Annotated in this window: 15 protein-coding genes and 1 pseudogene; 6 read left to right on the top strand and 10 right to left on the bottom strand. The window is 41.0% G+C overall.

What is annotated here, in order from left to right; genetic code table 11:
* Nucleotides 1–20: 20 nt before the first annotated feature.
* On the bottom strand, nucleotides 21–1,526 hold the full coding sequence (locus tag CP943_RS01560; RefSeq protein ID WP_105980665.1) for a recombinase family protein: 1,506 nt from the start codon (nucleotides 1,524–1,526) through the stop codon (nucleotides 21–23).
* Between the two features lie 79 nt (nucleotides 1,527–1,605).
* Nucleotides 1,606–1,773 (bottom strand): annotated as a pseudogene (locus CP943_RS01565) (DUF255 domain-containing protein); the annotation flags it as partial.
* An 814-nt stretch (nucleotides 1,774–2,587) separates the two neighbouring features.
* Between CP943_RS01565 and CP943_RS01570 the strand changes: the two are divergent.
* Together CP943_RS01570 and CP943_RS22565 are read left to right on the top strand one after the other, a co-directional pair.
* On the top strand, nucleotides 2,588–3,118 hold the full coding sequence (locus tag CP943_RS01570; protein WP_043054026.1) for a hypothetical protein: 531 nt from the start codon (nucleotides 2,588–2,590) through the stop codon (nucleotides 3,116–3,118).
* Between the two features lie 73 nt (nucleotides 3,119–3,191).
* Complete coding sequence (locus tag CP943_RS22565) at nucleotides 3,192–3,347, top strand: hypothetical protein (RefSeq protein ID WP_026580436.1); 156 nt, start codon at nucleotides 3,192–3,194, stop codon at nucleotides 3,345–3,347.
* A 46-nt stretch (nucleotides 3,348–3,393) separates the two neighbouring features.
* Here the strand turns inward: CP943_RS22565 and CP943_RS01575 are convergent, their stop codons facing one another.
* Both CP943_RS01575 and CP943_RS01580 read right to left on the bottom strand, forming a co-directional pair.
* A complete protein-coding gene (locus CP943_RS01575; protein ID WP_105980667.1) occupies nucleotides 3,394–4,152 on the bottom strand; it encodes a class I SAM-dependent methyltransferase in 759 nt (252 codons plus the stop codon).
* A 33-nt stretch (nucleotides 4,153–4,185) separates the two neighbouring features.
* The gene (locus CP943_RS01580; protein ID WP_105980668.1) at nucleotides 4,186–5,625 is read right to left on the bottom strand and encodes a pyridoxal phosphate-dependent decarboxylase family protein; all 1,440 of its coding nucleotides are present in this window, start codon (nucleotides 5,623–5,625) and stop codon (nucleotides 4,186–4,188) included.
* Nucleotides 5,626–5,914: 289 nt separating this feature from the next.
* On the opposite strand from CP943_RS01580, the gene CP943_RS01585 reads away from it, so the two are divergent.
* On the top strand, nucleotides 5,915–6,532 hold the full coding sequence (locus CP943_RS01585; RefSeq protein ID WP_020449953.1) for a nitroreductase family protein: 618 nt from the start codon (nucleotides 5,915–5,917) through the stop codon (nucleotides 6,530–6,532).
* 37 nt (nucleotides 6,533–6,569) lie between these two features.
* On the opposite strand, the gene CP943_RS01590 is transcribed toward CP943_RS01585, so the two are convergent.
* Together CP943_RS01590 and CP943_RS01595 are read right to left on the bottom strand one after the other, a co-directional pair.
* Nucleotides 6,570–7,235, bottom strand: a complete 666-nt coding sequence (locus CP943_RS01590; protein ID WP_035339256.1) for a GntR family transcriptional regulator — start codon at nucleotides 7,233–7,235, stop codon at nucleotides 6,570–6,572.
* Between the two features lie 74 nt (nucleotides 7,236–7,309).
* Entirely contained in the window at nucleotides 7,310–8,047 is a 738-nt protein-coding gene (locus tag CP943_RS01595) for a sulfite exporter TauE/SafE family protein (protein WP_079289389.1), read from the bottom strand.
* A 266-nt stretch (nucleotides 8,048–8,313) separates the two neighbouring features.
* Here CP943_RS01595 and CP943_RS01600 point away from each other — a divergent pair, with 266 nt between their 5' ends.
* Complete coding sequence (locus CP943_RS01600; protein ID WP_105980669.1) at nucleotides 8,314–9,186, top strand: SDR family oxidoreductase; 873 nt, start codon at nucleotides 8,314–8,316, stop codon at nucleotides 9,184–9,186.
* A gap of 86 nt (nucleotides 9,187–9,272) precedes the next feature.
* Here CP943_RS01600 and CP943_RS01605 read toward each other — a convergent pair whose 3' ends face one another.
* Entirely contained in the window at nucleotides 9,273–9,587 is a 315-nt protein-coding gene (locus tag CP943_RS01605; RefSeq protein ID WP_234026552.1) for a hypothetical protein, read from the bottom strand.
* Between the two features lie 79 nt (nucleotides 9,588–9,666).
* Nucleotides 9,667–10,173: a DUF1648 domain-containing protein gene (locus CP943_RS01610; protein ID WP_026580441.1), complete on the bottom strand. Its 507-nt coding sequence runs from the start codon at nucleotides 10,171–10,173 to the stop codon at nucleotides 9,667–9,669.
* Between the two features lie 239 nt (nucleotides 10,174–10,412).
* Here CP943_RS01610 and CP943_RS01615 point away from each other — a divergent pair, with 239 nt between their 5' ends.
* Together CP943_RS01615 and CP943_RS01620 are read left to right on the top strand one after the other, a co-directional pair.
* Nucleotides 10,413–12,047: a Na/Pi cotransporter family protein gene (locus CP943_RS01615; protein ID WP_020449959.1), complete on the top strand. Its 1,635-nt coding sequence runs from the start codon at nucleotides 10,413–10,415 to the stop codon at nucleotides 12,045–12,047.
* Nucleotides 12,048–12,196: 149 nt separating this feature from the next.
* The gene (locus CP943_RS01620) at nucleotides 12,197–12,457 is read left to right on the top strand and encodes a YiaA/YiaB family inner membrane protein (RefSeq protein ID WP_020449960.1); all 261 of its coding nucleotides are present in this window, start codon (nucleotides 12,197–12,199) and stop codon (nucleotides 12,455–12,457) included.
* Between the two features lie 31 nt (nucleotides 12,458–12,488).
* Here the strand turns inward: CP943_RS01620 and CP943_RS01625 are convergent, their stop codons facing one another.
* Complete coding sequence (locus tag CP943_RS01625; RefSeq protein ID WP_026580443.1) at nucleotides 12,489–12,944, bottom strand: hypothetical protein; 456 nt, start codon at nucleotides 12,942–12,944, stop codon at nucleotides 12,489–12,491.
* 63 nt (nucleotides 12,945–13,007) lie between these two features.
* Nucleotides 13,008–13,454, bottom strand: a complete 447-nt coding sequence (locus tag CP943_RS01630; RefSeq protein WP_023857730.1) for a hypothetical protein — start codon at nucleotides 13,452–13,454, stop codon at nucleotides 13,008–13,010.
* Nucleotides 13,455–13,470: the final 16 nt, after the last annotated feature.

A 13,470-nucleotide genomic window follows, 5' to 3' on the forward strand; every position in this document is an offset into this window, starting at 1 on the left:
TGAAAAGGCTCACTTTGTACTTATTCTAACCAGTAAATTTTCATGGTTGGAGGGGATTCGCTATCTCTTGGGCTGTGCCAAATGATTTGATCTATAAAAGACATTAATTCTTTATTCAAGTCGGTGTCATCTAATTCCCTCCAATTTTGAAGGAATGAATCAATTTTTTTGAGAAAGGACTGTTTGGACTTTACCTCGTCCTTCGGGCTGGATTCTGTTAAACGGTTAAGTTCTAATTTAAGATTGAGAAGTTGGTTATTTCGTTCTTCTCTTCTGTTTCTAAATTGTTTTAAATCAATAAGCCCTTCCTCGAGCTGTATCTGGATAATTTCCAGTGCTTTTTCTATTTTCCTTATTTGTTCCTTGGTCCGTTTTATTTTAAATTCTTGCATTTCTATGTCGGGCTTATCATTTTTGAGATTCATAATCTCATCTGCTATTTGTTTTCTTTTTTCTCTAATGTTGTCAATTATAAGTTCCATCATTACGTCATACATTATCCCGCTATTGTTACACTTTTTTCCGAGCGGGTCGACTTTTCGACATGATTGAATAACTCTTATTCCGCCTCTGTCGCTTCTTCGTGAAATAGTATGAGCTTTGCCACATACCCCGCATTTTATTAAAGTGGATAATCCGTGCTTTTGCATTCTTGCTCTTGGACTCAAAAGTTTTCTGCTGTCTAAAGCTTTATTTGCTTTGTCCCAAGTATCTTCATCAATTATGATGGGTGAAGCGTTTTCAGCAATAATCCATTGGTCTTCGGGTCTTATTTTGCCGTAGTATTCATTTCTTCCTTTTAGACGATTAGAAACAATCCGACCTTTGTATATAGGTGAACGAATCATTCTCGTGATACTTTGGCCGTGAAAAAATTTCCCTCTATTGGTGCGATAACCAAGTTGATTTAGAGCGATAGCAATATTATCGGCTCCAATTCCACCTATGGCCATTTGGAATACCAATTTCACTGCTTCGGCTTTTTCTTCATCTATCTCTAACTTTCTTTCTAGCCGGTTATATATGTATCCGTAATTAGGTGTACCGTTCGACCATCTTCCCATTTTGGCGCTGTCTTTCTTTCCTTTTCTTAGCTGCGCTTTGATATTTTCATATTCCCAGTTGTTAACGAATCCCGTAAATTTTAATGCTTGCCAGTCCTCTTGAACTTCTAAATCGTAAATCCTTTCACTATCAGTAACAAAAAGAATGTCTTCTTGTCGAAGTAAACTCATAAATTTAGGTGTTTCTGCGTCATCCCTTGTAACCCTAGCAAGGTTAACAGATAAAACGGCATCAAAAATTCCATCGTTAAGTTTATGAATCATTTTCTTATATTCGTCTCGGTTGTTATCCATTGAGCTTCCGACTTCTTGAAAAATTTCATAATTCCAATTGTTTTTCTTGGCAATGTCTAAAAGGCGCTTTCTGTGTTTTGCGAGTGTTTCTTCTGATTCTTCCCCTTCATTATTTCGAGATTTTCTGAGATAAATTGCTACACGTTTGATTCTCTCTTTTAAATCCAATGGCATCACCTTTTGAGTAATAGAGTATATTGATAGAGTAGCATATTTTTATACGGGTAGCTATATGAACATGCCATCAATGACAAGTCGAATAACCGATGCTGACAAGTACCGGCTTGTTTTCGTGTTTCGCTTTTTCGAAGGCTTCTTCGCCCCAGGGGTACCAGTCGACGGGGTTGTGGGCGTGTTGGAGTAAGTATGGTGACTTCTCAGCGATTAATCTATTGGGTTTACTTTTGTTTGGCATGGGATCACCTTCTTCCTATAATTAGTGTATATTTAACTTAACACATTTTTTCAAAAATAATCCCTGTTTTTCATACGAGCAGCGAAAACGAGCATAACTACATCAAATCATAATTCTTCATCTACAGCCTTAATTTCTAAGGGCGATTCTTTGTTTTGTAGAAAATGCATCCACTTAGAAAAGACATTTAATGAAACCGCGGCAGGCCATCCTTAATTAGAATTCCTTTTCATCAAAAAATGTTTGAGGGCCGTTGCCGAAACTGGCAACAGCTCTGCTTCAGCTCTTTTGCAATTTAAAAACGATAAAATCAGGACATCTGAAATCTTCTGCAAATGACGAATTTTTTTCAGCATCTCTTCTGCTGGCTTTGGTTCTATTAAGCCTTACAGCATGAAGCCTGGTTTCATCAAAGTGTTGATATCGCTCGTCATGCTTATTTTAATATTCAAGTCTTCACAGCGCCCATCCTGATACTCAATCGGCAAATCATTTGGCGTGCCTTTCTATTCCCGGTAACTCATCGACAGCTGTTACAGAAGCTCCAGACTTGGTCAACGGAATCCCGTTCTTGCCTTAAATGTATGGAATATGACGAGATGGCGAATTTTTGATTTTTAATAGAGGGGAATTTTGGTATAACAAAGGGAGAATAGGCTCCTCTATAAAAATAGAAATAAAGACTTCATTAGAGGAATTTAACACCAAATAGTAATAAAAAGGGTTCATTTTTGTAGTTTTCTTTTGAAATCCCATGGAAGCTATTTAATTTTTATGTTAATTTATGCTTTGGACATTGGGAAGGAGCTTCTTTATGAAAAAATTGGTAACATTTTTAGCGGCTTTCACTCTATTATTTATTTTATCTATGAATTCAGTTTCTGAGGCTAATGCTGAAGAATCTAAAAGTTTAGGAACAATTAAAAAAATGAATGACAGTGAACTTGAATTAACATTTTATCATTCTGAAGTTGTTATGAATTCAAATGGTGATGTAACCGTAATTGATAGTATCACTGGCAAAAAAGAGACATTGCCAAGTCGTACTGTCGACAAAAATGATAATCCGGTAGATTTAGAATATGAAAAAAACGATAATGGACTATTAGTAAAGGTGATAAAAAGAAATAGCAGCAATATGTTCAGAACACAATCAGTTGCAAAATGTGTACTTGGAACATCTGGAGGAGCTGTTACAGGCGCAGGTACAGGGGGATTAGCAGGAGCAGCTGTTGGTACTGTAACGATACCGATTGTTGGAACGGTTAGTGCAGGCCTTGTAGGAACTATTGTTGGTGGCGTCGGTGGAGGATTGACTGGTGCTGCAGCATCTTGCTTTGATTAACTGTTTAAAAAAATAACGAGGGAAAGAGAAATCCCTCGTTATTTTAATCTGATATATATAAAGGTGATTCCATATGAATAAGTTAATATTACCTTCTATAATCGTAATTTTTATATTGTGGATTTTGTTGCAAATATCATTAAATATGAATATTTTTAAAAATCCATTGAATTATTGCATCGTAATCGTTATATTTTTCTTGTTTTTGAAGTTTGCAAAAGAAAAATAAATAAATACTTTTTCCTTATAATCGTTCTTGTTTCAAATTCTTGCTTTTAATGTTTTTTTAATTTAAAAACGATAAAATCAGGACATCTGAAATCTTCTGCAAATGACGGATATTTTTTCAGTATTTCTTCTGATGGCTTTGGTTCTACTATGCTTTCGAGCATGAAGCCCGTTTTCCTCAAAGTGTTAATATAGCTCGTCAAGGTTCTATGGAAGAACAGCATATTCTCCCGATCGCCAAGCTTTTGTTCGTATGTACCTTCATAAAAATACCGGTCTACATTCCAATGCAGTTTTTTTCCGTCTTTTGTTTTTTCCCAGCCGCTTTCCGGCGTAATGAAGCAGGGATGCAAAATTGAAAAAATAAAAAATCCGCGGTCTGTCAGCAGCCGATGCATTTCCTGAAACGCTTTTTCATAATCCGCAAGGTCTTGCATGACCATATTCGATATAATTAAATCAAAGCTTTTGTCTTCCAACATATTCAGGTCTTCACAGTTCCCGTGCTGATACTCAATCGGCAAATCATCCGGCGTCCTTTTCTTGGCAATGTCGATCATTCTCGGCGAGTAATCGACAGCCGTTACATTGGCTCCGGCCTTGGCCAGCAGCCTGCTGAAATACCCTTCACCGCACCCGGCATCGAGCACACGTTGATTCTTTACCGTTTCAATGAGAGAAAAAATAGCAGGATTTAAAAACACTTCTTTGTGGATGTCTCCAAGTTCGGTATGATTGGCAGCATAAGCATCGGCAAATCGATTCCATCTTTGAATGGCTTCTTCTGTGCCAATTTTCTTTGTCATATTTCTCCTCCTTTTCAAAGTCTGTTTATTCATTTAACACGATATCCCCTGATCATAAAACTGATCAATTTTTTCAAATACCCTTTGAATAAGGGTATTAGAGATAAAAGGATTTAACAAAACGGCACGGAGCCAGCGGTTTCCCCTATATGCAGGCAATGAAAAGAAGACGTTTTCTTCATTCAACAAAAACTGCTGCAATTCGAGATTCCAGTTATCCCATTGAGCTTCATCAAGGTGATGCGGGATGCCTCTAAAGCAGACAACGTTTGTATCCGGCTCGCTGGACAGTTCGAGATAATGGCGCTGTTTCACCTGCTTGGTAAACTCGTCTTTTAATGCGAGGCTTTCATGCAACAGCTCCCTGTAGCCTTTTAATCCAATGTGCTGAAGCGATAAATATAACTTTAGGATATCCGCATGCCGCGTGCCCTGCACACTGATTTCGCCCAAGTTAGCAAAGGCTGTTTCATTCATATAAGGGGCAGAAATGCGAAAACCGGTTTCCAAAACGCCGTGATTTTTGAATAAAATCATTGCACAAGTCTTCGCAATGTACATCCATTTTTGCGGATTGAATGTGATGGAATCTGCCATTTCGATTCCGTTCAGCTTATCGCGGTAAGCTTCTGAAAAAATGAGTGCTCCTCCGTATGCCGCGTCGACATGCAGCCATAATCCGTTTTCCTTTGCGATGTCAGCGATCGATCGAATGGGGTCGATGCTTCCTGTGACTGTCGTTCCGGCCGTGGCTGCAATTGCAAAAGGAATCTTGCCTTCATTTTTTGCCTGCTCGATTTTCTTTCTTAAATCGTCAAGATCCATTTTCGAATCGCTGCTGTTTTTCACCGGGATTACGCTGGAGGTACCCAGTCCCAACAGCATCGCTGCTTTATGTAAGGAAGTATGGCTGACGTCTGAAGCAAAGATGACCGGCTGTCCGGAAAGCCCGAATAACCCCGATTCCTTTACCTTCAATTGATTGTTTCGCGCTGCTGCGAGCGCTTGAAGATTCGCGAGGCTTCCGCCGCTTGTCATCACACCCCCTGAGTTGTCGTCATATCCAAACATACGGGCAATGGTGCCCAAAAGCTGTACTTCCATCTTCGAAAAGACAGGCGACATTTCAAGGCTCAGCATATTGTTATTGATTGAAGTGCTGACGAATTCGCCCAGACAAGACATTAGAGTCGGTATGGAATCCATATGCCCCATATAATTCGGGCCTAGAGGATTCATGGAGTTTTTTACAATCGCCTGCAACTTTTTTAAGAGCTCTTCTAATTCGATTCCGGTCTCGGGTATATCGCCGTAATGTGATGATTCCGGAGAAGGCAAAGTGCGGTGATTCCCAGCGTTGCTTGCATGCTCAATGACAAATTTGACGATTTGATCAACAAGAATCGATATTTCCTTAATATTCTCACCGTTCGGATCGATAAAAGTGTTACTGGGCAAAAAGGATAGTTTCATAGTTCACACGCTGCTTTCTTTCACATTTTTTCTCAATTATAGCATTTTGATTTTGGCGTAGCATGGTTGATTGCTGAGTATAGAAGGTTCGAAGGAAAAATTAATGTGGTGACAGAAGCTGCTATGACGCCGGTCACAAGACATTTGAGCATGTCTATCGACAGAAGCCCGACACCACGCCGCGTTCTCTTTGGTTCATGTGAGCATCGCTAAACAATAGGTAGCTTATCGTCGATCATAAAAGTAAGGATATTGATGCAAAAGGATAGATGAATGGAGTTTTTTGAAAATGGAATTTAACGAGCTTATCGAAACGCGTCACTCTGCAAATAATTTTCTGGAAGATGTTCAAATTACGGTGAAAGATTTGGAGCCTATCTTTGAGGATATCAAGCTAGCGCCTTCAGCGTTCAATTTGCAGCACGCAGAGTATAAAGTGGTATTGGAGAAGGATTTAAAAGAAAAAATCAGGGAAGCTGCGAGCGGCCAATATAAAGTGCATTCAGCCTCTGCCGTGATTTTAGTGACGGGAGACCGCTACGCCTACCGGCAAACGGAAAAAATCAACGAAGGCATGAGGGATTTAGGAATTATTAAGGACTTTGAGCTGCAGGAAATGGTTGAAAACAATACCCAATTTTACGAGACGCGCGGGGAGCCATTCATGAAGGAAGAAGCGATTCGCAATGCTTCTCTTTCTGCGATGATGTTTATGCTTGCCGCCAAAAACCGGGGGTGGGACACATGCCCAATGATCGGATTTGACAGCGATCAGGTCCGCGAGTTGCTAGAGATCCCGGATACACATGAAATCGTCCTCATGATTACGATCGGCAAAGAAAAAGAAAGCAGCCGACGCTTGAGAGGATATCGCAAGCCGGTTAATGAATTTGTTTCTTTCTATTAAAAAGGAGAGGGCGCCTTAAGACAGGCAGCCCTCTTTATCATTTTTCCCCGCGGTGAGACAGTACTTCGACTAAGTGGTCAAGATCAAGCTTAAGGTGGCGAATCATCGCTTTTGATGCCTGCCCGTCGTCTCTTTGTTTCATATGGCGGAAAATTTCCCGATGCTGCTCCAAAATGGCTTCAGCCCGTTTTTCTCCTTCAAAATTTAAAATGCGGAAATAATAAATTAATCCTTCCAAATCGTTGAGCTGCTTCCGCAATAGACTGTTTCGTGTATATTGGATAATTAAGTCGTGAAATGTATCATTTAATTGGATAATTGTGTTTTGATCCTTGGATTGAAGGATGGCTTCCTCCGTTTTTTGCAAAATGTCTTCAATCGTTTTCAGTTCCTCTGCCGTTGCAATTCTTGCCGTCAATCCCGCAGCGAATGATTCAAGCGCCGTTCTGCAAAAATAGATTTCTTCAACGTCCTTGATTGTCGGCTGATAGACCTTCACTCTTGAGTCGATGACGATGAGCCCCTCTTTTTCCAGAACTCTGATCGCTTCTCTCAAAGGGCTTTTGCTGACGCCGAGCTCCTTAGCTAACTTCGCTTCGGCGATTCGTTCACCGGGCTTTAATTTCCCTTCAAATATCATTCGCTTAATCGCATGGTAGGATTGTTCATAAAACGGTTTTGGTTTTTCAATCACGCTTCTCATCCTCGTATTCGTTTTCATTTCGTATTTTACCACAGGTTCCTTCGTGATCTCCCGCTATAGCCATTCCAAGTTAATTAAAATAAGAGAATGAACCCTGAAACGGTGGGAATTAAAAATAAACCCGATTTCAAGACGACTTTCGGCAGGACATTGGTGAATTTAGCTCCGACATATGCGCCGCACATCGTACCGATCAAGATTTTGACCAACAGAACATAATCGACGAAGCCTTCTGAAATATAGCCCGCCCCACCGCCTAACGAGAGCGGAATAATGACGAGCATCGTCGTTCCTACGGAATGGCGAATAGACAGGTTCAGCATCATCATCAACCCGATTTGAATAAAAGGCGCAGAGCCGATTCCGAACGTTCCGGACAGGATGCCGGCTACGATTCCCAATAAACTGGCCTTGATCCAAAAGGCAAGGTTCGTTTCCTGGTCAGCTTCTTTTTCTTGCAAAAAGAATAATCTGATTAAAATCAGAATGGCCGATAAGAATAACATTCCTGCGGTCATATAGTGCAATGAACTTGAAGGTATCAGAGAAGTCAGTTTAGCTCCTGCAAAGGATCCTATTGCAGCAAAACAGCCGACGGTTAAGCCGATTTTCAGCTTGATATTTCCTTCGCGAAAGTGGCTGTACGTTCCTGATAAGCTCGTAAAAGCCATACCGGCCAGAGATGTTCCCAATGCTGTATGAATCGGAATGTGAAACATCATCGTTAACAGTGCGATGACGAATCCGGCTCCGCCGGCCCCGACAAAGCCAAGTACAAGACCTAATAAAAACATAACCAACACAATCAACATGTTGCTTCTTCCCCTTTATGAATAACTGATTTCGCATCATCTGAGGGTCGACGGTATCTGGTCGACCAAAATCAATGATAACATCTTACTCTATTATTTCCATATTGACAAGAGAGCCAGGAGGGCGTATGTCGTCTACTTTTATTTTTTTAGCCAAGTGAAAGACATTCCTGTTGACAATCAGTCTATTTGTAATTATGATAGTTACATCAAGTGTAACGTTTTTTGTTACAGTTCGACATTAAAACATTAGGAGGAATTTGATTATGAAAATGTTAGTAACAGGAGCAACTGGAAAATTAGGATCGAAAGTTGTGAAAAAACTGCTGGAAACTGTACCGGCGGATCAGTTGGCGGTCAGCGTGCGCAATCCGGAAAAAGCGGAAGCGCTGCAGGCGCGAGGAGTCGATGTGCGTCAAGGGGATTTTGACCGCTCGGAAACATTGGCATCCGCATTTCAAGGCGTTGACCGTCTGCTGATCATCTCTGCCGATGGAGACAATGAGACGAGAATCCGTCAGCACGGCAATGCGGTAGCCGCCGCAGAACGCGCGGGAGTTCGGTTTATCGCTTATACGAGTATTGCGAATGCCCGCGAAAGCAAAAACTTCCTTGCGCCTACTCACAAAGCAACTGAAGAAGCGATTTTGAAAACGGGGATTCCATACTCCTTCTTGCGCAATAACTGGTACTTGGAAAATGAAATGTCGAGTATTCAAGGTGTTTTGGCGGGAGCCCCTTGGGTGACGTCAGCAGAGAACGGCAAGGTGGGCTGGGCGCTGCAGCAGGATTACGCGGATGCAGCGGCAGCGGTTCTGTCCGGCGAAGGCCACGAAAACACCGTCTACGAACTTTCAGGCAAGCTATTAACTCAGGAAGAAATCGCTTCAGCCCTTGGAGAAGTATTGGGCAAAGAAGTATCCGTTCAGCATGTTGACGATGCTGCCTATCGCGATATCATGAAAAATGCGGGTGTACCGGATTTTCTGATTCCGATGGTTGTCGATATCCAAAAAGGCATTCGTGAAGGCACACTTGAAGTCGAAAGCGATGATTTTGAAAAAGTGCTCGGCCGTCCGCTCACTCCAATTAAAGAAGGATTGGCTCAAATTGTTGCAAAAATCTCAGAAGCGAAATAATTAACGGCATTCGAAAGAGTGATGAACAAGATTACAGTGTTCATCACTCTTTTTTTAAAGATAGATAACTAAAAAACTCACCACAATCACCGCGCATACCTTATAGCCCAAATTCTTTTTATTAAATAAGTAAAAATCGACTGGATTCCAGAGCTAATGATGAAGGCGTAAAAAAAGTGTTCAAATGTAAAGTGAAATCCGCGAAATATAAATTGCATGAAAAGGGCGATACCGGTCAGGTAAAACCAGCCGTGATCATCTAACATTTTTTTTAATTCGGATTTAGCTTCATCAGTGGAAGATATAGAAACAGATTCAGTTGACAGCTCTCTTTTTAAAGATAAAAAGCCGGCTGCGAGAACCGAGACCCCTAAAATAAATAGAATAATTGCTTCGAACATTGAATACCTCCGTTTCGACTAACAATAAAAATCCGTCGGGGACGACCATTTTGAATCTTTACAAATATGCACCTGACCGTTATTTGATCTTTTGTTGCTGTATTAAACTTACGGCCACAAGCATGGCGGTGCCGAGTAAGGCAACCGGAAGAAACCATCCGCCAAATCCGCTTCCCAAGTCTAAAGCGATTGACACAGATTCCATTAATATGAGAGAAAAAATGATGAGGCATGCATTTTTTAAGCGGTTGATCAACTTTCGGCTGAGCAGGTAGAACTGTTCAGCGTTTGTTTCATTCAGGCGCTTTGGATGGTTGTGAATCTCAGGATGCTTTTCTAAGAATTGCATGAACAAAAGGATAAGTAATCCGATTCCCGGCAAAATGAAAAGCTCCCATTTTGCCCCCCAGCGATCGACTTCACCGAGTGCGTTGTAATGTGCAGGCACCTTTTCGGGGAGCGATCCCCAGACAGCGGCCAAAAAGATAATTGATCCCAGGTAAAAGAAATAGCCAAATGCGTTCCAAACCCGTTCCCCTTTTGTCTTTTTAATTTTAATGTGAGTACCGTTAGCTCTGTTTGGCATATGTGATCTCTCCTTTAGTTTTAAATACGGTTTAACCCATGAAAAAGTTCGGGATTTTTGCCTGTTGGAATAGGGTATATTTGCGATCAGTCCAGGCAATGTTAAGGGAATGTAAATCATCAGCCGGCAATGTTAAGTTATTGTAAATTTTCGATTTGAATCGTTTACATAGGCTTTAATCTCCATCATAATCATAGTGTTTGGTTTGTAGATTTATGTCGAATTAGGGGGGCAAGACGTTGGAAATAGATGTGCAGAAATTGCTTTTTGAATTCATTGGAGGTCTCGGGATCTTTCTTCTCGGTATTAAGTTTATGGGGGAAGGACTCCAAAAATCAGCCGGAGATAAGCTGAGAGACATTTTGGATCGTTTTACAAGCAACCCTCTGATGGGTGTTTTGGCTGGTATCATTGTCACGGTTTTAATTCAAAGCAGTTCCGGCACGACCGTTATCACTGTCGGTCTCGTCAGCGCCGGCTTTATGACCCTCCGCCAGGCGATCGGCGTCATTATGGGTGCGAACATCGGAACGACGGTCACGGCATTTATTATCGGCTTTGACGTTGGTGCATATGCGCTTCCGATCCTCGCCATTGGTTCATTCTTGCTGTTTTTCTTAAAGAGCAAAAAATTTCAGAACCTCGGCCAAGTTCTGTTCGGATTTGGTGCACTTTTCTATGGCTTGGAATTAATGAGCAGCGGAATGAAGCCGCTTCGAACGATTGAAGCTTTTCATGATTTAACCGTCAGCATGAGTACGAACCCTGTTCTCGGAGTGCTTGTCGGCACGCTTTTCACCGTTCTCGTCCAAAGTTCAAGTGCAACCATCGGGATCCTGCAAGGGCTGTTTGCCGATTCATTAATAGATCTAAATGGCGCTCTTCCTGTATTATTCGGGGACAATATCGGTACGACGATTACCGCTGTACTGGCATCTCTTGGCGCCTCCGTCGCAGCGAGACGGGCTGCGGCCGTTCACGTATTGTTTAACCTGATTGGAACAGCAATCTTCCTGATCTTGCTGAAGCCGTTCACAAGTTTGATTTTAATGCTTCAATCCTCTTTAGGACTGGATCCTAAGATGGTGATTGCGTTTGCCCATGGGATCTTTAATACGTCAAATACGCTGATTCAGCTTCCGTTTGTCGGCATATTGGCTTTGATCGTTACGAAGCTTATTCCGGGCAAAGATTCGGTTGTGGACTATAAAGCAACACATCTGGACCCGCTGTTCATTCAGCAGTCGCCTTCAATTGCCCTGGGACAGGCCAAAGAAGAAGTACTGCGTATGGGTGAATTTGCAGTAAAGGGACTTGAGGAAACAAAAGAGTTTTTTAATACAAAACAGGCAAAACATGCGCAAAGCGCTTTTCAAATAGAAGATGCGATTAACAATTTGGACAGAAAGATTACTGATTATTTGATCGAACTGTCAGCGACCACTCTTTCTGAACAAGAATCTGAAGAACATCATATGTTAATGGACACAGTCAGAGACATTGAAAGAATCGGCGATCACTTTGAAAACTTGGTTGAGCTTGGGGAGTACCAGCAATCCAACAGGGTGAAAATTTCCGAAGCGGCAATGGCGGACTTAACAGAAATGCTTGATCTGACCATTTCCACTGTTAAGGAGTCTATCACAGCTCTTGGAGAAAATAACGAAGATGCCGCAAGACGTGTAGTCGAAAAAGAAAATCAAATCGATAAAATGGAACGCAAGCTTCGCAAAAAGCACATTCTTCGCTTAAACGACGGATTATGCAGCGGACAAGCAGGCGTGATCTTCGTCGATATCACCAGCAATCTGGAAAGGATCGGCGACCATGCCGTCAATATTGCAGAAGCTGTTTTAGGCGAAGAAAAGCATTAAAAACCGGGAGTCATTCCCGGTTTTTTATTTTGTAGGCCTTTTTTATTACCATGTGACATATTTACTAAATTATGTGTGGGAAGGAAGAACATTCTTCTTCTGTTGACCTAAATAAAGTATAATAGTTTTATTCTTTAGGAGGTATTAAGATGCAGAAACACAGAAGAAGAAACACAACGGCCTTTACGGTTATGTCATATTTCACATTTTTTGCGGGGGTCTTTTTGTTCGGTATCGGCCTTTACAATGCGGACAACCTGCAGCTCAATGAAAAAGGCTATTACATAGCTGTGATGATTTTAGTGGCGGTCGGCGCGATTTTGACGCAGAAAGTGACGAGAGACAACGCTGAGGATAATGAAATCATCGCGGAGCAGGAGAGAAGACAGAATTTGTCGAGTGGTGAGTAAACATGAAAAAAGCATCTTTAGGGATGCTTTTTTAATTTGAAATATTTTTATGTTTGTTTTCCAAAACGAAGTCAATCATTCCAATAATTTTTGTATGGTTCGCTTTTTTTCTAAAGTGTAAAAAGTTTTGATCTTTGTTTCTTTGCGATTTAGTGATTGTGCCGAACACCCAGATGGAGCTGGCTAAAAGTAATATTGTTAATATCAAAGGAAAAAAATTATGCTCGATGTCATATGAAATGGAAACGACTTGACCAGAAAATATAGCAGTTATAATGCTGGCGGTGAAGGAGCTGTAAAGCGAAGCTTTGATCACGTGGCTGATTTTTAGCGTTGGACCCGAAAAGTAAACTTTCAACCGGTTTAGCGTGGATAAATCTTGTTTTTCGAGGTATGCCATCAGCTCTTCATCGTTTTCAGTTTTCGATGACAATATAGCTTCAGCTTTTTGTTTTGTTTCTTCGAATAATTGTTTGTCTGTTTGCATGTCTTTTGTCCTTCTTTTTTGTTTAATAGACCAACCAAAGCAGAGGAAATGTTTCTCTGCTTTTTAATCAAATTCTTTTTTAAAACGTTCATCTAAAATAAAATCAATCATACCCGTGATTCTGGAATATTCCGCTCTTTTTTGGAAGTGCAGGATTGTTTGCATCGGTCCTTTTCGTGAGGAGATCAGCATCTTGACGATCCAAAGAAAAGAGAAGATCAGATAGAACATGAAGAAGAATGAAAATAGCCTTGAAAGACCATGGTTGAGGGAGGAGATCTGACCAGATAAAAAGGCCGCCATAATGACAGCAGTCATACTGCTAAAAAAAATCCCTTTAATCAAATACGTTAATGTAAAACTTGGATTTGAGTAATAGATTTTTAGCTGATTTAATGTAACAGATTCTTGATTTGCAAGGTATGTAAGCAGCTCTTCGTCACTTTTGTGAGACTCAAGAAGTTTGGCTGTATGTTCAGCTTTTTGAAATAATTGTTTTTCGTTTCTCATTGGATTGTCACTCCTA

Origin of the sequence: Bacillus paralicheniformis, assembly GCF_002993925.1 — a bacterium.
GTDB classification, from domain to species: domain Bacteria; phylum Bacillota; class Bacilli; order Bacillales; family Bacillaceae; genus Bacillus; species Bacillus paralicheniformis.